The organism is Streptomyces fungicidicus (assembly GCF_003665435.1).
GTDB classification, from domain to species: domain Bacteria; phylum Actinomycetota; class Actinomycetes; order Streptomycetales; family Streptomycetaceae; genus Streptomyces; species Streptomyces fungicidicus.
Genome location: NZ_CP023407.1, coordinates 4112291 through 4129860 on the forward strand (window position 1 = coordinate 4112291; position 17570 = coordinate 4129860).

General features: G+C 72.6%; 18 protein-coding genes. 13 read left to right on the forward strand and 5 right to left on the reverse strand.

Annotation, left to right across the window (positions count from 1 at the left end; all coding sequences use genetic code 11):
* Positions 1-24: 24 nt before the first annotated feature.
* Together CNQ36_RS18810 and CNQ36_RS18815 are read right to left on the reverse strand one after the other, a co-directional pair.
* A complete protein-coding gene (locus CNQ36_RS18810) occupies positions 25-798 on the reverse strand; it encodes a GntR family transcriptional regulator (protein ID WP_121548509.1) in 774 nt (257 codons plus the stop codon).
* Positions 799-947: 149 nt separating this feature from the next.
* Entirely contained in the window at positions 948-2303 is a 1356-nt protein-coding gene (locus CNQ36_RS18815) for an aspartate aminotransferase family protein (RefSeq protein ID WP_004928589.1), read from the reverse strand.
* Between the two features lie 185 nt (positions 2304-2488).
* On the opposite strand from CNQ36_RS18815, the gene CNQ36_RS18820 reads away from it, so the two are divergent.
* The 4 genes from CNQ36_RS18820 (at position 2489) to CNQ36_RS18835 (ending at position 7437) form a co-directional block, all read left to right on the forward strand.
* Positions 2489-3094: a DJ-1/PfpI family protein gene (locus CNQ36_RS18820; RefSeq protein WP_121546856.1), complete on the forward strand. Its 606-nt coding sequence runs from the start codon at positions 2489-2491 to the stop codon at positions 3092-3094.
* On the forward strand, positions 3091-3561 hold the full coding sequence (locus CNQ36_RS18825; RefSeq protein ID WP_121546857.1) for a MarR family winged helix-turn-helix transcriptional regulator: 471 nt from the start codon (positions 3091-3093) through the stop codon (positions 3559-3561). The genes CNQ36_RS18820 and CNQ36_RS18825 overlap by 4 nt, the downstream gene beginning before the upstream one ends.
* 75 nt (positions 3562-3636) lie before the next feature.
* Positions 3637-5754 (forward strand): serine/threonine-protein kinase, encoded by a 2118-nt coding sequence (locus CNQ36_RS18830; RefSeq protein ID WP_121546858.1) that lies wholly within the window; start codon positions 3637-3639, stop codon positions 5752-5754.
* Positions 5755-5892: 138 nt separating this feature from the next.
* The gene (locus CNQ36_RS18835) at positions 5893-7437 is read left to right on the forward strand and encodes a substrate-binding domain-containing protein (protein WP_121546859.1); all 1545 of its coding nucleotides are present in this window, start codon (positions 5893-5895) and stop codon (positions 7435-7437) included.
* A 22-nt stretch (positions 7438-7459) separates the two neighbouring features.
* Here the strand turns inward: CNQ36_RS18835 and CNQ36_RS18840 are convergent, their stop codons facing one another.
* On the reverse strand, positions 7460-8209 hold the full coding sequence (locus CNQ36_RS18840; protein WP_121546860.1) for an SLATT domain-containing protein: 750 nt from the start codon (positions 8207-8209) through the stop codon (positions 7460-7462).
* 273 nt (positions 8210-8482) lie between these two features.
* Between CNQ36_RS18840 and CNQ36_RS18845 the strand changes: the two genes are divergently transcribed.
* From CNQ36_RS18845 to CNQ36_RS18865, 5 genes are all read left to right on the forward strand, one after another.
* Positions 8483-8827 carry a YbaB/EbfC family nucleoid-associated protein gene (locus CNQ36_RS18845; protein ID WP_004928579.1) on the forward strand — a complete coding sequence of 115 codons (345 nt, stop codon included), beginning with the start codon at positions 8483-8485 and terminating at the stop codon, positions 8825-8827.
* 77 nt (positions 8828-8904) lie between these two features.
* Positions 8905-9504, forward strand: coding sequence for a recombination mediator RecR (recR, locus tag CNQ36_RS18850; RefSeq protein ID WP_004928577.1), 600 nt, complete (start codon positions 8905-8907; stop codon positions 9502-9504).
* Positions 9497-10156 (forward strand): DUF5063 domain-containing protein, encoded by a 660-nt coding sequence (locus tag CNQ36_RS18855; protein ID WP_121546861.1) that lies wholly within the window; start codon positions 9497-9499, stop codon positions 10154-10156. Before recR ends, CNQ36_RS18855 begins: the two co-directional genes overlap by 8 nt.
* 93 nt (positions 10157-10249) lie before the next feature.
* On the forward strand, positions 10250-10642 hold the full coding sequence (locus CNQ36_RS18860; RefSeq protein ID WP_121546862.1) for a type II toxin-antitoxin system RelE/ParE family toxin: 393 nt from the start codon (positions 10250-10252) through the stop codon (positions 10640-10642).
* Positions 10642-10974 (forward strand): helix-turn-helix domain-containing protein, encoded by a 333-nt coding sequence (locus CNQ36_RS18865; protein ID WP_121546863.1) that lies wholly within the window; start codon positions 10642-10644, stop codon positions 10972-10974. The genes CNQ36_RS18860 and CNQ36_RS18865 overlap by 1 nt, the downstream gene beginning before the upstream one ends.
* Positions 10975-11076: 102 nt before the next feature.
* Here the strand turns inward: CNQ36_RS18865 and CNQ36_RS18870 are convergent, their stop codons facing one another.
* The gene (locus CNQ36_RS18870) at positions 11077-11631 is read right to left on the reverse strand and encodes a M23 family metallopeptidase (RefSeq protein ID WP_228313005.1); all 555 of its coding nucleotides are present in this window, start codon (positions 11629-11631) and stop codon (positions 11077-11079) included.
* Between the two features lie 317 nt (positions 11632-11948).
* Here CNQ36_RS18870 and CNQ36_RS18875 point away from each other — a divergent pair, with 317 nt between their 5' ends.
* From CNQ36_RS18875 to CNQ36_RS18890, 4 genes are all read left to right on the forward strand, one after another.
* Positions 11949-13226 carry an aspartate kinase gene (locus CNQ36_RS18875; RefSeq protein ID WP_004928564.1) on the forward strand — a complete coding sequence of 426 codons (1278 nt, stop codon included), beginning with the start codon at positions 11949-11951 and terminating at the stop codon, positions 13224-13226.
* Positions 13226-14332, forward strand: coding sequence for an aspartate-semialdehyde dehydrogenase (locus CNQ36_RS18880; protein WP_121546864.1), 1107 nt, complete (start codon positions 13226-13228; stop codon positions 14330-14332). The genes CNQ36_RS18875 and CNQ36_RS18880 overlap by 1 nt, the downstream gene beginning before the upstream one ends.
* Before the next feature lie 364 nt (positions 14333-14696).
* Positions 14697-15368 carry a SigE family RNA polymerase sigma factor gene (locus tag CNQ36_RS18885; RefSeq protein WP_176117814.1) on the forward strand — a complete coding sequence of 224 codons (672 nt, stop codon included), beginning with the start codon at positions 14697-14699 and terminating at the stop codon, positions 15366-15368.
* Positions 15365-16585 (forward strand): hypothetical protein, encoded by a 1221-nt coding sequence (locus CNQ36_RS18890; protein ID WP_121546865.1) that lies wholly within the window; start codon positions 15365-15367, stop codon positions 16583-16585. Before CNQ36_RS18885 ends, CNQ36_RS18890 begins: the two co-directional genes overlap by 4 nt.
* A 55-nt stretch (positions 16586-16640) precedes the next feature.
* Here the strand turns inward: CNQ36_RS18890 and CNQ36_RS18895 are convergent, their stop codons facing one another.
* The gene (locus CNQ36_RS18895; RefSeq protein ID WP_121546866.1) at positions 16641-17453 is read right to left on the reverse strand and encodes an SURF1 family protein; all 813 of its coding nucleotides are present in this window, start codon (positions 17451-17453) and stop codon (positions 16641-16643) included.
* Positions 17454-17570: the final 117 nt, after the last annotated feature.

The window sequence follows — 17570 nt, forward strand, 5'->3', positions numbered from 1 at the left end:
GACGGTCGTCGCGGTCGGACGTGGTCAGGAAAGCGTATCGGCGCCCGGCGCGGGCGGCTCCTCCCCTGCGGATCCTCGTGCAGGTCCCTTACCCATACCGCCGGCCGTCAGCCCCTCGACGAGGGACAGCGAGTGCGCGTCGTAGGACTCGACGATGGTGCGGGCGGCATCGATGTCACGGCGGGCCAGGACGTCCACCAGATCGGTGTGTTCGGCCCACAGTCGGCCCCGGAGATCCGGCAGCCGCCGCAGGTGCTGCACCACGAACACCCAGGTCTGCACGCGCAGCCGGTGCAGGAAGTCGGTGAGGTACGGGTTGCCGAACACGGATCCGAGTTCACGCCAGAAGCGCAGGTCGTAGCCGATCAGCACGGTGAGGTCGCCGGCCAGGGCGGCCCGCTGCGCCTCCTCGCCGCGTCTGCGCACCCCGGCGAGGGCGGCGGCGACCCGCGGTTCGTCCGGCTGGAGATGCGCCATGTGGCCGTCGGTCAGCGCGTGGAACATCCCGTCGGTCACCAGGGTGCGGGCCTCGATCATGCCGTGGAAGTCCTCGGGGGAGTACTCGTGCGCACGGAAACCCCGGTGCTGGTCGGCGTCGAGCAGCCCCTGCGCCGACAGGTCGACCAGCGCCTCCCGGACGGGGGTCGCGGACACCCCGTACTGGTCGGCGATCTCCCTGACGGTGAACTCCTGCCCCGGCTGGAGCCGCCCCGCCAGCACCTCGTCACGGAGCGCGTCCGCGATCTGCTGCCGCAGGGTGCTGCGGGTCACGGCGAAGTTGCCGCTGGCGCCGGGCATGGTCGGGGCGTCTCCCTCATCGCGTTCGAGTGCGTGCACGCGGATGTCCGTGAGCACGTCACCTTACGCGGTCGTCCGGGCCGCGGGGTGTTCGAACGGGGGCGGGGGGAAGGCCCCCTCGCCCCCGTCACGCCGGGCCTCCGGAGCGCTTACTCCACGTAACCGTCCGCCACCGACAGCGCCGTGTCCAGCGCCGCCAGCCCTTCCTTCAGCTCGGCCTCGCTCGTGTTGCACGGCGGCACCACATGCGTGCGGTTCATGTTCACGAAGGGCCAGACGCCCGCCTCCTTCGCGGCGGCGGCGAAGGCGGCCATCGGGGCGTTCGCCTCGCCGGCCGCGTTGTACGGCACCAGCGGCTCCCGGGTCTCCGGGTTCCGCACCAGCTCCAGCGCCCAGAACATGCCGGTCCCGCGCACCTCGCCCACGCTGGGGTGCCGCTCCGCCAGCTCCCGCAGCCCGGGTCCGACGACGGACGCGCCGAGCGCCGCCGCGTTCTCGACGACACCCTCCTCCGCCATCACGCCGATCGTCGCGACGGCGGCGGCGCAGGCCAGCGGGTGCCCGGAGTAGGTCAGCCCGCCCGGGTAGGGCCGCTTGCCGAACGTGTCCGCGATCGCCCCGGAGATGGCGACGCCGCCGAGCGGCACGTACCCGGAGTTCACGCCCTTGGCGAAGGTCATCAGGTCCGGGACGACGTCGTACAGGTCCGCCGCGAACCAGGTCCCGGTCCGCCCGAAGCCGGCCATGACCTCGTCGAGGACGAACACGATCCCGTACTTGTCGCAGAGCTCGCGGACGCCGGCGAGGTAGCCGGCGGGCGGCGGCATGATGCCCGCCGTGCCCGGGATCGTCTCCAGGACGATCGCCGCCACGGTCGACGGCCCCTCGAAGGCGATCGTCGTCTCCAGGTGCTCGAGCGCCCGCGCGCACTCCTGCTCCTCCGTCTCGGCGTAGAAGCGCGAGCGGTACAGGAACGGCGCCCAGAAGCGCACGACCCCGGCCGTGCCGCTGTCGGAGGCCCAGCGGCGCGGGTCGCCGGTGACGTTGACCGCCTGCTGGGTGCCGCCGTGGTACGAGCGGTAGGCGGAGAGCACCTTGGGGCGGCCGGTGTGCAGCCGTGCCATGCGCAGGGCGTGCTCGATCGCGTCGGCGCCGCCGTTGGTGAAGAAGATCTTGTCCAGGTCGCCCGGGGTGCGCTCGGCGATCAGCCGCGCCGCCTCCGACCGCGCCTCGACGGCGAACGCCGGCGCGAACGTCGTCATCCGCGCCGCCTGCTCCTGGATCGCGGCGACGACCTTCGGGTGCTGGTAGCCGATGTTCGTGTAGACGAGTCCGCTGGTGAAGTCGAGGTAGCGCCGGCCGTCGTAGTCCCAGAAGTAGGACCCCTCCGCCCCGGCGACGGCGAGCGGGTCGATGAGCTCCTGCGCGGACCAGGAGTGGAACACATGGGCACGGTCGGCGGCCTTGACGGCGGCACCGACCTCGGGGTTCGGCTGAGGGGTCATGGGGCCGAGGGTAGGTGCCGGATGTGGTGCGGCGACATCGGCGGCCTGTCTGCGGTGGGGGAGTTTCCGCGACAGGTTGTCGACGGGGGAGGCGGGGAGAGGGCGCGATGGACAGGATGCTGTCGTAGTGACAGGATGCTGTCATATAGCCGAGAAGGTTCTCCGTCACTCGCCAGGGAGCGGTCATGACCCGCAAGCCCGTGCATCTCGCCGTCTACGACACCTTCGCCGACTGGGAGACCGGTCACGCCACCGCGCATCTCGCCCGCGCCGGGTACGAGGTGCGTACCGTCGCCCCGGACCGCGAGCCCGTCACCAGCATCGGCGGACTCCGCGTGCTGCCCGGCCTCGCGCTCGACGAACTGCGTCCCGGGGACAGCTCCCTGCTGATCCTGCCCGGCGCCGACCGCTGGGACGAGGGCGACGAACTGGCCCCCTTCGCCCGGGCCGCCCGCGCCTTCCTCGACGCGGGGGTGCCCGTCGCCGCGATCTGCGGCGCCACCGCCGGGCTGGCCCGCGAGGGGCTGCTCGACGACCGGGCGCACACCGGCGCCGTCTCCTTCTACCTGGCCGCGACCGGCTACGCGGGCGCCGGCCGGTACGTGGAGGCCGACGCGGTCACCGACGGCGGTCTCGTCACCGCCGGACCGACCGAGCCCGTCGCCTTCGCCCGCGAGATCTTCCGGCTGCTCGGCGTCTACGAGGACACGGTGACCGACGCCTGGTACCGGCTGTTCCACGACTCCGACCCGGGGGCCTACGCCGAGTACGCGCAGGCCACGGCGCGGTGAGCGGCGAACCGCAGGACCTGCTCAGCCGGGGCGCGCTCGGCACGTTCCGGCTGAACGGGCAGTTCCTCGCGCTCGCCGAGGAGCTGGCCCGGCCCGCCGGGCTCACCGCCGCCTGGTGGCAGGTGCTCGGCGCGGTCCTCGGCGAGCCGCTGCCGGTCTCCGGGATCGCCAGGGCCATGGGCATCACCCGGCAGAGCGTGCAGCGCGTCGCCGACCTGCTGGTGCGGCGCGGGCTCGCCGAGTACCGGCCCAATCCCGCCCACCGCCGCGCCAAGCTCCTCGCCCCCACCGAGCAGGGACGCGCCGCGGTCAGCCGCATCGACCCCGGCCACGCGGCCTTCGCCGAGCGGCTGTCGAAGGCGTACGGGGAGGCGTACGGGGACGCCGAACTGGCCCGCGCGGTGGAGGCGCTGGAACGCCTCTCCGCGGTGCTCGACGCACTCGGTCCGCCTGTTACGGAACCGTAGAGGTCGCCCAGGTCACCCGGTACCCGCCCCGCACTATCCTCGGAATGTTGCTCAACGGGGGGAGGCGGCGCGGGGATGGACAAGCTCGGGCCCGGGGATCCGCAGGGAATCGGGGCGTACCGGCTGCTCGCCCGGCTCGGCGCCGGCGGCATGGGGCAGGTCTATCTGGCCCGCTCCGAGCGGGGACGCACCGTCGCCGTGAAGCTGGTCCGCGAGGAGCTGGCGCGGCGGGAGGAGTTCCGGGCGCGCTTCCGCCAGGAGGTGCGCGCCGCGCGCCAGGTCGGCGGCGACTGGACGGCTCCGGTGCTGGACGCGGACACCGAGGCGCCCGTGCCGTGGGTGGCCACCGGGTATGTGGCCGGGCCCAGCCTGCAGCAGGTGGTCGGGCACGACCACGGGGCGCTGCCCGAGCGGTCGGTGCGCATCCTCGGCGCCGGTCTCGCGCACGCGCTGAAGGACATCCACGCCGCCGGCATCGTGCACCGGGACCTCAAGCCGTCCAACGTGCTCGTCACCATCGACGGTCCGCGCGTCATCGACTTCGGCATCGCGCGGGCGCTGGAGACGGTGACCGACGGCGGGCTCACCCGCACCGGGGCGCTGGTCGGCTCGCCCGGCTTCATGGCCCCCGAGCAGGTGCGCGGCGACCGGATCACGCAGGCCTGCGACGTGTTCTGCCTCGGCTCGGTGCTCGCCTACGCCGCGAGCGGCGCGCTTCCGTTCGGCACCGCCGGCAGCGGGGTGCACGCGCTGATGTTCCGCATCGCGCAGGAGGAGCCGGACCTGGCCGGCGTGCCGGAAGGTCTCGCCGACCTGATGCGCGACTGTCTGCACAAGGACCCGGCCGCGCGACCGCCGCTGGACGAGGTCCTGCGGCGCACCGGCGCGGACGACACCGTCGCCGACGGCCGCGCCCGCGACCCCTGGCTGCCGGGCGCCCTGGTGGCCCAGCTCGGCCGCCACGCGGTCCGCCTCCTCGACACGGAAAACCCAGAACCCCCACCACCCAGCCCGACCGCCACCCCCACCTGGCCCCCGGCCGGGCACCAGTCGCCGCCCGGTCCGGCCGGCCCCGGCGCTGCCGGTCAGCCGGGCAGCTCCGCCGACCAGTCGGCCGCCACCCCCGCCTGGCCACCGGCCGGGTCGGCCGTCCCGGGCGCTCCCGCCTGGGGTCCGGCGGGCGGGCACCAGTCGCCGCCCGGTGCCTCCGGCGGGCCGGTGGTCGGTCAGCCGTTGGCGTCCGGCTCGGGGGTTGCCGGTCAGCCGGGCGGTGTCGCCGCTCCGGGGCCGGGTGCCGGACACGAGACACCGGCCGGTTCGGGCGGTCCCGGTGTTGCCGATGTGGCGGCCGGTTCCGGCGGGTCGGTGGCGTTCGGCGCGGGGTCTCCGGGGGCCGGCGGTCAGCCGGGTGGTGGGTCGGGGACGGCCGGGGCGGGGGGTTTCGCGGACCCCGCCGGCACGCCCGAGCACGCCCGTGCCGACGACGACACCGTCGTGCCGCCGCGGGTGCATCATCCGCCGACCCTGGTGGCCGGCCAGGGCGTCCCCGCCCCGCACCCGGGTCCGTACGGGCATCCCCAGCAGCCCGCGTACGGCTACCCCTACGACGGCTACGGCGCCGGCCAGGCGCCGCCGGCCCCCGAGCCGCGCCGGGACGGCCGTTCCACCGCGCTGCTCGTGGTGATCGCGCTGGTCGTCGCGCTCGGCGCGGGCGGCTCCGTGTACGCCCTGATGAGCGGCGGCGACGCCGACCACCGCACCGGCGGCGACCCGACCGCATCTCCGTCGCCCACCGCCGCCACCTCCGGCGACACACCGGGGCCCAGCACCTCCGCGCCCGCGGACGGGACCGTCCCGGCCGGCTACCTGGGCAGCTGGTCCACCACCATCGACAACGCGAGCGGGCAGCACACCCGCCGCCTGACGCTCCAGCAGGGCGACGTCGGCGACACCGTCATGTCGCTCGTCGCCGACGGGCCCACCGGCGACGGCACCTACCACTGCGTCTTCGAGGCCCGCCTCACCGGCGCCTCCGGCGACCGGCTGGAGCTCGGCCCGTCCGCCGTGTCGGTCGGGCAGCCCAGCGGCGCCTGCACCCCCGGCTCCGCCAGCGAGCTCACCCTGCTGTCCGGCGGCTCCCTGCAGCGCGTGAACACCGGCGACGGCGAACACCTCACCTACACACGGGACTGACACCGCCGAGCCGACTCCGCGCCCGGCCAACGTCGTTGAACGTTCGGCGAACTCCCGCGAACGAACACCGCCGGCCCCGCCGGGCCGCCGTACGGTGGCCACCCGGTCGCAACGGGCGGGCACTGGCGGGGGCGGCAGATGGAGTGGCTGAGCGCGGAGAACCTGGTGGCCGTGGCGACGGCGATCCTCGGCATCGTCGCCTCGGCGGTGATGGTCTGGTACGAGCGCAGGGTGCCGCGCCGCAAACGCATCGGCTACCGCGTGCAGCTGGACACCCCGATCGGCGACGACGGCCGGTCCCGTCACACCAACCGCCGGGTGGGCTGGTTCAGCACGGAGACCGGGATGAACCACGCCAGCATGGTGCTGCTGCGCATCGAGAACGACGGCTCGCAGAGCATCACCCGCGACGACTACGAGAGTCCGGGAATCCACGGCCTGACCGTGGAGTTCGGGCGGCGCACCGTCCTCGGGGTCGCGGTCACCCAGCCGTCGGAGACCAGTCACGTCCTCGGCAACTTCACGGAGCGGCTCGGCTTCGGCTACCGGGGCAGCACCCTCAGCATCCCGCGGGTCCCGCTCAACCGGGGCGCCTACTACAAGCTGCTTGTGCTGCTCTCCGGCGGTCAGGTGGGCGACGACATCCAGGTGAGCGGCGACCTGAAGGACGGGGACGTGCACCGCAACCGCAGTGCCACCCCGGACGAGAAGGCCCCGCTGTTCAGCCGGGCGGCCCGGCTGATCACCATCACGCTGACGCTGTGCGTGGTCGGCCTCGCGGTGATCGTCGTGGCGCAGGACGACAGCCCGCCGCCCATCGGCTGCGAGAGCGGCACCCTGACCCTCACCGGTTCGACCGCGTTCGCGCCGGTGCTGCGGGAGGTCGCGGAGAAGTACGAGCGGGACTGCGCGGACGACGACACCCGCGTCGACGTGGACCCGCGCGGATCCACGTCCGGGATACGGGAGCTGGCGGCGGCCGGGGAGAAGGCGGAGCACGGTTCGCCGCCGCTGGTGGCCCTGTCGGACGGCCCCAAGCCCGGCGGGATGCCCGAACTGCGCGAGAACCGGGTGGCGGTGTCCGTGTTCGCGCTGGTCGTCCACGAGGACGTGGGCCTGCGCGACCTGTCGACGGCGGACGTACGGCGCCTGTACCGGGGCGAGATAGCCAACTGGAGCGAGCTCGGCGGCCCCGACCTGCCGGTCCACCTGGTCAGCCGGGACGCCAACTCGGGCACGAGACAGGTGTTCCAGCGCCGTGTGCTGGGCCGGGGCGAGATCGCCAACTCCTCCGTCGACTGCGTGCACAAGGACGACCCGGCCGCCCCCGTGCTCCGCTGCGAACTCGGCTCCACCGAACAGGTGCTGGCGACCGTCGCCGAGCTGCCCGGCGCGATCGGCTACAGCGAACTCAACCTCGCCGCCCGCGCGAAGGGACTGCTCCGGCTGGACCTCGACGGCCACCCCGCCTCCGTCGACGCCATCGAGCACGGGACGAGCTCCTACCCGTACCGGGAGATCGAGTACGCCTACACCTACGGGCAGCCCCCGGCGGACTCGCTGGCGTCGAGCTTCCTGACGTACCTCACGCGCGGCAACGGCCAGGACGTTATCCGCACCCACGGCCATCTGCCGTGCTGGACCCCGGAGGGCATGGAGCTGTGTGCGCGGGCCGCGCCGTGACGTGCCCGCGGCCCGCCTCGCCTCACCTCGGCTCGGGCGGACGCTGCCGGGGCATGTTGGGCCGGGCCGCTCCCGGCGGGGAAGGGAAACGGCCGTGCGGCAGGGCGCCCTCCGGGCGGCCCGCGCCGCCCGCCGACGCCGTCTGGACGCCCAGCGGCGCGCCGCCCGTGCGGAACGCCACCATCCAGTCGGCCGTCTCGACCCGCACCAGCTCCGTGACGTCCTCCGAGAACCTCCGCAGCACCGTCAGGCACCGCTCGGCCGCCTCGCTCGCCGTGCCGTCCGCCGGGCCGAGCACCTCGCGGATGCACTCCGACGCCCAGTCGAACTGGAACGCCTGGAGCCGCCGCTGCACCGCCTGAGCGGTCGCCACGTCCCGCATCCAGCCGGAGGTCACCCCGAAGAACCGGTCGCCGGCCGCGCACGCCACGCCGAGCAGCAGCGCCAGATACCCCCAGGGCGCGGACCCGTCGGCCACCCCGGTCAGGTCGAGCAGCGGCAGCGCGGCCCCGGTCAGCGCGCCCGCGGCCGTACCGGCCCGCAGCGCCCAGCCGCACCGCCGCTTCCACACCCGGTCGGCGAGGTACCAGGCGGCCGTGTCCAGCGCCCCGCGCTCCACCCACCGGTACAGCTCGTCCAGTCGGGTCGCCGGATCGCCCCAGTCCCCGAGCGGGAACTCCCGCCCGGCCGGGTCGCCCGGCCGGGGCCCGGCCGCCCCCTCGCCCCGCCGCTCCTGAGGCCGGCCCTCGGGCTGCATCTCCGGCTGACCCACCCGGTCTCTCCCTACTGGTGCCCCTGCTGACTCCGCGTACGTTCCGTGCGTGAAGTGTGACGGCACGTGCTCGCCCGCCCGGCCCTTCCTACCGCCCAATGGGTGGCGGCGCCGGGGGTTCGGGCTCCTTGTCGCCCGGAAGATGGCCGTGATCAGGTATAGGGCCCCGCCGTGACTCACTCGAAAGAGTGCCGGGGCAACGGCCACTGCGACCACGTAGGCTCGTGCCGAACGGTAAATCCCTTACCGACGGACCGACCAAGGAGCCCAATCGTGATCCCCGGTGGTGGCCAGCCGAACATGCAGCAGCTGCTCCAGCAGGCCCAGAAGATGCAGCAGGACCTGGCCAAGGCTCAGGAGGAGCTGGCGAGGACCGAGGTCGACGGGCAGTCGGGCGGCGGCCTGGTGAAGGCCACCGTCACCGGCTCCGGCGAGCTGCGGGCCCTAGTGATCGACCCGAAGGCGGTGGACCCGGAGGACACCGAGACCCTCGCCGACCTGGTCGTCGCGGCGGTCCAGGCGGCCAACGAGAACGCGCAGAACCTCCAGCAGCAGAAGCTCGGCCCGCTGGCCCAGGGTCTGGGCGGCGGCGGGGGCATCCCGGGTCTGCCCTTCTGACCTTTCCGGCCTTTCTAAGAAGGCCCGCGGGCCTCTACGGTACGTACTGAAGGAACACCAGGAAGGACGGCAGTCCGTTGTACGAAGGCGTGGTCCAGGACCTCATCGACGAGCTGGGGCGGCTGCCCGGCGTCGGTCCCAAGAGCGCGCAGCGGATCGCCTTCCACATCCTCCAGGCCGAACCCACGGACGTACGCCGCCTCGCGCACGCGCTGATGGAGGTCAAGGCGAAGGTCCGCTTCTGCGCCACCTGCGGAAACGTGGCGCAGGAGGAGCAGTGCAACATCTGCCGCGATCCGCGCCGCGACCCGGCCGTCATCTGTGTCGTGGAGGAACCGAAGGACGTCGTGGCGATCGAGCGCACCCGCGAGTTCCGCGGCCGCTACCACGTCCTCGGCGGCGCGATCAGCCCCATCGACGGCGTGGGCCCGGACGACCTGCGGATACGGGAGCTGCTGGCCCGGCTGGCCGACGGCACGGTCACGGAGCTCATCCTGGCCACGGACCCCAATCTCGAGGGCGAGGCCACGGCGACGTACCTCGCTCGCATGATCAAGCCCATGGGCCTGAAGGTCACCCGCCTGGCCAGCGGCCTCCCGGTGGGCGGCGACCTGGAATACGCGGACGAGGTCACCCTCGGACGCGCCTTCGAGGGGAGACGACTCCTAGATGTCTGATGCCACGCTGCACGCGACGGACCAGAACCCGGACGACTTCGCGGTCCAGATCGCGGATCAGATCGAGAGTTTCCTGGTCGCCGTCACGGAGGTGGCGAAGGGCGACGAGCCGGACTCGGCGGTTCCCTTCCTCCTCCTGGAGGTCTCCCAGCTCCTCCTGGCCGGCGGCCGCCTGGGCGCGCACGAGGACATCGTCCCGGACGAGCGCTACGAGCCCGACCTGGGCCCCGAGGCCGACGTGGACGAGCTCCGCGAGAACCTCGCCCGGATGCTCGACCCGGTCGACATCTACTCGGAGGTCTTCGACCCCTACGAGCCCCGCAAGGCCCCGGTCCCGGCCCGTATCTCCGACGACCTCACCAACGTCATCACCGACCTCCGCCACGGCATGGCCCACTACCGCGCCGGCCGCACCACGGAGGCCCTGTGGTGGTGGCAGTTCTCCTACTTCTCCAACTGGGGCTCCACGGCGTCCGCGACCCTGCGCGCGCTGCAGTCGGTGGTCGCCCACGTCCGCCTGAACCAGCCCCTCGCCGAACTCGACGGCCTCGACACCGACCAGGGCGTGGGCGACGACACCCTGGAGTTCGAGGCGGGCAGAGTAATGGCGGAAGAGATCGCCGCCCCCCTGGGCGTCCGCCCGGTCCAGTAGCGGCGAGCACCGCACCACACCCGGAAGCGGGATTTCACTCTTTCAGCTGAGGGTATAAGGATTCGCTTATGTCGATCCGGGTCCTATGCTCGGATGCGAAGCATGAACTGGGAGATCAACCTCCATCCCGCGGTGGAGTCGTGGCTGCTCAAGCTGGCGGAAGAGGATCCGGCGGCCGCTGACCTCATCGAAACGGCGATCGACATGCTCGCGGTCAGCGGACCTTCGCTGGGGCGTCCGCTTGTCGACCGGCTGTCCGGCTGTCGCACCCACAACCTCAAGGAGCTGCGGCCGGGCAGTTCAGGGCGTACCGAGGTGCGGATCCTGTTCGTCTTCGATCCCCGGCGGGAGGCGATTCCTCTCGTAGCCGGAGACAAGGCGGGCCGCTGGAGGGACTGGTACCGCGAATCGGTCCCGCTCGCCGAGGCGCGCTATCACGAGTATCTGGCCGCGGCCGACGAGGCAGGAACGGACGGGAACGCCTGATGAGTCAGTACAGCAGCTGGGCCGAGGTCAAGCGTCGGATCCGCGAGAACCAGCCCGAGGTGCCCGACGCCGAGTGGGAGTCCCGCAAGCAGGCCGCGCGTACGGCAACCGATGCCTATGTGGTCGGACACCATCTGCGTGAGATCCGTGAGGAGCAGGGGCTGACGCAGGGCCAGGTGGCCGCGTCGGTGGGAATCTCCCAGGCGAGGGTCTCCCAGATCGAGCGGGGAGAGATCCACAACCTGGAGACCATGCGTGCGTACGCGGAGGCGCTCGGGGCCAGGATCACCGTGACGATCGAGTACGGCGGCCCGACGGCGGGCGCGGCCTGACCGGGGCACGCAGCGCCGTGGGCTGATCATGCGGCACCGGTGTCCGGTGCCGCACTCGGTTGGGCCGTGCACACGATGCGCGCTACCGGTCCCTGCCGTCGCTCAGGCGTAGTTGTTGGTGCTGACCGGCCAGGTGCCGGTCCACGGCACCCAGCCCTGCAGGCTGGCGGGGATGCCGACCCGGGTGTTGCAGTCGATCACCTGGAAGTGCAGGTGCGGTGCGGTCGACGCGCCCGTGGACCCTGTGTAGCCGACGATCCGGCCCTGGGGGACCCAGTCACCGGGCCAGTAGAACGACTGGTTCAGGTGGGCGTAGTGGGTGCACTGGCCGTTGGGGTGCCGGATGATCACCTCGATGCCGTTCTGCCAGTACGGTGACCAGTCGGAGTACACGATGGTGCCGCCCTGCGCGGCGGAGACCTCGTAGTTCGCGGGGAGCCCGAAGTCCCAGGCGTACTCGTTGTACGGGCCCGTGTGCGAGTAGGTGCCCTCCGGACCCTGGGTGACCATGTAGGACTCGCCCGCCGGGTAGGGAAGCTTGTAGTAGGAGTCCGCCGCCGCGGCGGGGGAGGCGCCGGACAGCATGATGCCGGCGGCCATCAGCATCGCGCCCGCCAGGGCGGCGAGCCGGCGCCGGCCCGTTCTCGTTCCGTTCACCGCATGACCCCTCTCGGAAGGAAGAAAGCCGGAGTGTCATGGTCATGGCTTTCCGGGGCCGCGGTCCGGGCTGCTGCCGCATTAGGCACGCGGGGGTTCGGCCGGGCGACCGGCACGGAGGCGCGGGAACTGTGACGCGGGTCGCTTTTCCGAGTGGTCCGCGCCCGGATGGGCAGGAGCCCCCTGCACGGGCGGCCGGACGTCTCATCATGCGATATCGCGGAGGGGTTTTTCGGACGCTCGATAGACTGAGCCGACCGCGGCGCACACATATGTGTGCGGACTGTGGAAAACGACGGACTGAGCGAGGAGCGCACGTGGGCCTTGTCGTGCAGAAGTACGGAGGCTCCTCCGTAGCCGATGCCGAAGGCATCAAGCGCGTCGCCAAGCGGATCGTGGAAGCCAAGAAGAACGGCCACCAGGTGGTCGCCGTGGTTTCCGCGATGGGCGACACGACGGACGAGCTGATCGATCTCGCGGAGCAGGTTTCCCCGATCCCTGCCGGGCGCGAGCTCGACATGCTGCTGACCGCGGGGGAGCGGATCTCCATGGCCCTGCTGGCCATGGCGATCAAAAACCTGGGCCACAACGCCCAGAGCTTCACCGGCAGCCAGGCAGGTGTCATCACCGACTCGGTCCACAACAAAGCCCGCATCATCGATGTCACGCCGGGCCGGATCAAGACCTCGGTCGACGAGGGCAACATCGCCATCGTCGCCGGTTTCCAGGGCGTCAGCCAGGACTCCAAGGACATCACCACGCTGGGCCGCGGCGGTTCCGACACCACCGCCGTCGCCCTCGCCGCGGCGCTCGACGCCGAGGTGTGCGAGATCTACACGGATGTCGACGGCGTGTTCACCGCCGACCCGCGCGTGGTGAGCAAGGCCCGGAAGATCGACTGGATCGCGTTCGAGGACATGCTCGAGCTCGCGGCCTCCGGGTCGAAGGTGCTGCTCCACCGCTGTGTGGAGTACGCCCGCCGGTACAACATCCCGATCCACGTCCGCTCGTCCTTCAGCGGACTGCAGGGCACGTGGGTCAGCAGCGCGCAGACGAAGCGAGGGGAAAAGCAGGTGGAGCAGGCTCTCATCTCCGGTGTCGCGCACGACACCTCCGAGGCCAAGGTGACGGTCGTCGGCGTGCCGGACAAGCCCGGCGAGGCCGCCTCGATCTTCCGCACGATCGCCAATGCCGAGATCAACATCGACATGGTCGTGCAGAACGTGTCCGCCGCCTCCACGGGTCTGACGGACATCTCCTTCACCCTCCCGAAGACCGAGGGCCGCAAGGCCATCGACGCCCTGGAGAAGAACAAGGGCACCATCGGCTTCGACTCCCTGCGCTACGACGACCAGATCGGCAAGATCTCCCTGGTCGGCGCGGGCATGAAGACCAACCCCGGCGTCACGGCCGACTTCTTCACGGCGCTCAGCGACGCGGGTGTGAACATCGAGCTGATCTCGACCTCCGAGATCCGCATCTCGGTCGTCACCCGCAAGGACGACGTGCCGGAGGCCGTCCGCGCCGTGCACTCCGCGTTCGGACTGGACTCCGACAGCGACGAGGCCGTGGTCTACGGAGGCACCGGCCGCTGATGACCGGACCCGCGGGACCCGGGCGTTCCGGGCGGCCGACGCTCGCGGTCGTCGGAGCGACCGGGGCCGTCGGCACGGTCATGCTCCAGATCCTGTCCCAGCGGGCCGACGTCTGGGGCGAGATCCGGTTGATCGCCTCCCCGCGCTCGGCCGGCCGCAAGCTGGCCGTGCGCGGTGAGGAGATCGAGGTCCTGGCGCTCACCGAGGAGGCCTTCGACGGGGTCGACGTCGCGCTCTTCGACGTACCCGACGAGGTCGCCGGGCGGTGGGCGCCGTTCGCCGCCGCGCGGGGCGCGGTGGTCGTCGACAACTCGGGCGCCTTCCGCATGGACCCGGACGTGCCGCTCGTCGTGCCCGAGGTCAACCCGCACGCCGTGCGCACCCGCCCGCGCGGGATCGTCGCCAACCCGAACTGCACCACCCTGTCGATGATCGTCGCGCTGGGCGCGCTGCACGCCGGGTTCGGCCTGCGCGAGCTGGTCGTCTCCTCGTACCAGGCGGTCAGCGGCGCCGGGCACGCCGGCGTGCGGACCCTGCGCGAGCAGCTGTCGCTGGTGGCCGGCACGGAGCTGGGGACCAGCCCCGGCGACGTGCGGCGGGCCGTCGGGGACAACACGGGGCCGTTCCCGGAGCCGGTCGCGCTGAACGTCGTCCCGTGGGCCGGGTCGCTGCGCGAGGACGGCTGGTCCTCGGAGGAGATGAAGGTCCGCGACGAGTCCCGCAAGATCCTGGGCCTGCCCACGCTCCCCGTGGCGGTCACCTGTGTACGCGTCCCGGTGGTCACCACGCACTCCCTCACCGTGCACGCCCGCTTCGAGAACGAGGTCACCGTCGACCGGGCCCGCGAGATCCTCGCGACGGCGCCCGGCGTCGTCCTGTTCGACAACCCGGCCGCGGGGGAGTTCCCCACCCCCGCCGATGTCGTCGGCACCGATCCGACCTGGGTCGGGCGGGTCCGCAGGGCCCTCGACGACCCCACCGCGCTGGAGCTTTTCGTGTGCGGCGACAATCTCCGCAAGGGTGCCGCGCTCAACACCGCACAGATCGCCGAGCTGGTGGCCGTCGAACAGCAAAAAAGTTCTGGATCACACGGCGTTCCTGCGTAGGATCCCGGTAAGCCCTGTCGGCCGGACACCCGGCCCGGGCCACTTGATCGGAGCGGTCCGGCAACCGAGGATTGCACCAGGATTCATCTCCCCGTTCTCCGCAACCGCGCGGAGGGCGGGGAGCGTCTTTGCGGTCACCCCTGCCGGGGCGTGGGGACGCTGCCTTCCGGACGTGGGGACGCCCGGAACCGGGCGTGGGGACGTCCGTTCATATGGGACACAGGGGAAGAGCGGGACACATGAGGGCATTTGACGTGCTGTCGGTGGCGCTGCCCGACGCGGACGGGCGGCCGGTGTCACGGGCGGTCACAAAAGTGACGCCCGGCGCGTACAACCCTTGCGGGGGGAAGCGTGTCCAACTGGCGTGGCTGAGGTACTCGACTTCACAGCGCCGCGCGGCACGGCCCTACGGCCGCCCCGCCAGGCCCTCCGACCCCGCAGGGCCGGCGCGTCCGGTGGCATGCCGGTGATCGCGCCCATGCCCGCAGCGCGCCCCGCCCGCATACCCGGTCAGCGTGACGGAGCCGACGACGCCGTCGCGGCAGGCACCACCGTCGACCATCTCACCGAGACGTACCGCGCGCACTACCGCTCGCTGCTCGGTCTCGCGGCCCTCCTCCTCGACGACACCGCCTCCTGCGAGGACGTCGTCCAGGAGGCCTTCATCCGGGTCCACTCGGCCCGCAAACGCGTCCGGGACCCGGAGAAGACGCTGGCCTATCTGCGCCAGACGGTCGTCAACCTGTCCCGCTCCGCGCTGCGCCGCCGCATACTCGGCCTCAAGCTGCTCTCCAAGCCCATGCCCGACATGGCGAGCGCGGAGGAGGGCGCCTACGACCAGCTGGAGCGCGACTCCCTCATCAAGGCGATGAAGGGCCTGCAGCGCCGCCAGCGCGAGGTCCTGGTGCTGCGTTACTTCGCGGACATGACCGAGGCGCAGGTCGCCGAGACCCTCGGTGTCTCGCTGGGCTCGGTGAAGGCGTACGGCTCACGCGGCATCGCCGCGCTGCGGGTGGCCATGGAGACGCCGGTATGAGCGACGGCAAGGACGCGCGGCGCGACGAGCGCGGGCCGGACGCCCCCGCCCCGGAGAGCCCCGAGGGAGCGGGTCCCTCCCGCTCCGGGCAGGACTCCGAGGGCGTGACCGCGCCCGAGGACGTACGGGAATCCGGCGACGGGCACGCACCGGAGCACACGCACGCTGGGAACGGAACTGTGAACGACGGCCTGGACGGACAGACCTCCGAAGGGCTCGACCCGGACGAGCTGGGCCTGCGCAGCCTGCTGCGGCAGGCGGTGCGCGAGGTGGAGCCGAGCGACGGCACGCTGGACTACCTGCGCCGGGCCGTGCCCGCCCGCCGGGCCCGCAAGCGCCAGGCCCTCGTCGGCGCGGCGGCGGCCGCCCTCTTCCTCGGCACCGCCGTCCCCGCCCTGGTGCACGTCTCCGGAGTCACCGGCTCCGACGCCAACCCCTCCGCCGTCGGCCACGCCTCGCAGGCGCAGGGCGGCACGGGCTCGGGCAAGGGCCCGGACGGCGGCGAGAGCACCGCGGGCAGCTCCTCCGGCCAGGTCGAGGGGACCGACAAGGGCCACCGGAAGGACGAGGACGAGGACGGCGCGAGCAGCGGCTCCGGCACGGGCACGACGGAGGGGGCCGACCCCTCGTCCAGCACCGCGGCCGGGACGCCCTCCTGCACCGCCGCCCAGCTCGGCCCGGCGATCGCGTCGAGTGCCGCCCCCGACTCCACGGGCGCGGTCTACGGCTCCTTCCGGGTCACCAACGTCTCCACCGCCGGCTGCACCGTCGAGGCCGTCGGTCTGGTGGGCGTGACCGCGCAGGGCGCGGCCGACGCCACCAAGGTGACCGCGGCGCGGCATGTGGCGGGTGACGCGGCGGCCGGACTGCCGGACCCCTCCCTGGAGGCCGCGCAGCTCGAGCTCGAGCCGGGTGCGGCGTACGAGGTGAAGTTCGCCTGGGTGCCCTCGGGGCCCTGCACCACGCCGGGCGACACCACCGGCGGCGGCACCGGCGGACCCTCGCCCGACCCGTCACCCACCGGCAACCCGCCCACGACGGCCGGCACGTCCACGGGCACCGACAGCGGCACGACCACGCAACTGGTCATGGACGACGGCACGGTGGAGGGCAGCGTGGCGGTGACGTACACCGCGTCCTCGGGCTCGGCCACCGCGACGGTCGGCAACGCGTGCGCGGGCACCGTCTACTGGACGGGGCTGCTGGCGGCGGGGTGACGGACGGCCTCCGGCCGTGCGTCCGGGCTCCCCGCCCGGCCCCCGCCCCCCGGCGTCAGACCGCCGACGGGCTCGGCCGCTCCGGCTCCCGCTCCCCGGCCGTGTCCGGCTCGGGGGCCAGGCCCAGTTCCGCGTCGCGGGCGAACTCCAGCTCGCGGCGGAGCAGCCGGAACCACATGAAGATCACGAAGCCGACGAAGGCGAACCACTCGGCGGTGTAGCCGAGGTTCTGGAACGCCTTCAGGTCCAGTCCGGTGCCGCCGGGCGCGGTCGCCGGCACCGCCTTCATCCCCGAGTCGCCGCGGTTGAGCGTGACCCAGGCGTCGTACACGTCGTACTCCACGAGGTTCACCAGGGACGCCGAGCTGATCGCCGCCGTCTGCCCCCCGGGCAGTCCGCCACGGGCGCTGACGCCGTTGTTGCCCGGTGTCTCGGAGGCCTGCAGCGCGCCGGTGACGGTGACCTCACCGGTGGGCGCCGCGGGCACCTCGGCCGGGTCGGGCGTGCCGGGCAGCCAGCCCCGGACGACGGGCAGCGCCCGGCCGGTGTCGGTGCGCAGCAGCGTCAGGACGTAGTAGCCGTCCTTGTCTTCCAGCTTGCGGTCGGGCACCAGCAGCTGGGTGTCGTACCGGCCGGTCGCGGTGGTCTGCTTGCCGGAGGTCGCCTTGGTGACGGGCAGCAGCCCGTCCAGCGGCCTGGCCTCCTCGCGCTTGTCCGAGACGACCCGCGCCTCGGCGTCGCGGTGGTCGTCCACCCGGGCCTCGAACCGGCCCAGCTGCCAGGACCCCATGAAGATGCAGAAGGGGATGGACAGCAGGACGAAGACGTTGATCCCCCACCAGCGGGGTGTCAGCAGAAACCGGTACACGCCCTCAACGGTACGGGTCCGCGGGCGGTTCCCGTCCCGCGGGGTCGCCGTGCCGCGGCGGTCCCGACGACGGGCCGGTGAAGGATCGGGAAGAAGTTGTCCACAGCCTGGGGACCT

Excerpts from the sequence above, each read along its gene's own strand:
- CNQ36_RS18855 (WP_121546861.1), top strand. The coding sequence starts at position 9,497 with ATGTCTGATGCCACGCTGCACGCGACGGACCAGAACCCGGACGACTTC.
- CNQ36_RS18810 (WP_121548509.1), bottom strand. The coding sequence starts at position 798 with ATGCCCGGCGCCAGCGGCAACTTCGCCGTGACCCGCAGCACCCTGCGG.
- CNQ36_RS18830 (WP_121546858.1), top strand. The coding sequence starts at position 3,637 with ATGGACAAGCTCGGGCCCGGGGATCCGCAGGGAATCGGGGCGTACCGG.
- CNQ36_RS18820 (WP_121546856.1), top strand. The coding sequence starts at position 2,489 with ATGACCCGCAAGCCCGTGCATCTCGCCGTCTACGACACCTTCGCCGAC.
- CNQ36_RS18815 (WP_004928589.1), bottom strand. The coding sequence starts at position 2,303 with ATGACCCCTCAGCCGAACCCCGAGGTCGGTGCCGCCGTCAAGGCCGCC.
- CNQ36_RS18860 (WP_121546862.1), top strand. The coding sequence starts at position 10,250 with ATGCGAAGCATGAACTGGGAGATCAACCTCCATCCCGCGGTGGAGTCG.
- CNQ36_RS18865 (WP_121546863.1), top strand. The coding sequence starts at position 10,642 with ATGAGTCAGTACAGCAGCTGGGCCGAGGTCAAGCGTCGGATCCGCGAG.
- CNQ36_RS18880 (WP_121546864.1), top strand. The coding sequence starts at position 13,226 with ATGACCGGACCCGCGGGACCCGGGCGTTCCGGGCGGCCGACGCTCGCG.
- CNQ36_RS18835 (WP_121546859.1), top strand. The coding sequence starts at position 5,893 with ATGGAGTGGCTGAGCGCGGAGAACCTGGTGGCCGTGGCGACGGCGATC.
- CNQ36_RS18890 (WP_121546865.1), top strand. The coding sequence starts at position 15,365 with ATGAGCGACGGCAAGGACGCGCGGCGCGACGAGCGCGGGCCGGACGCC.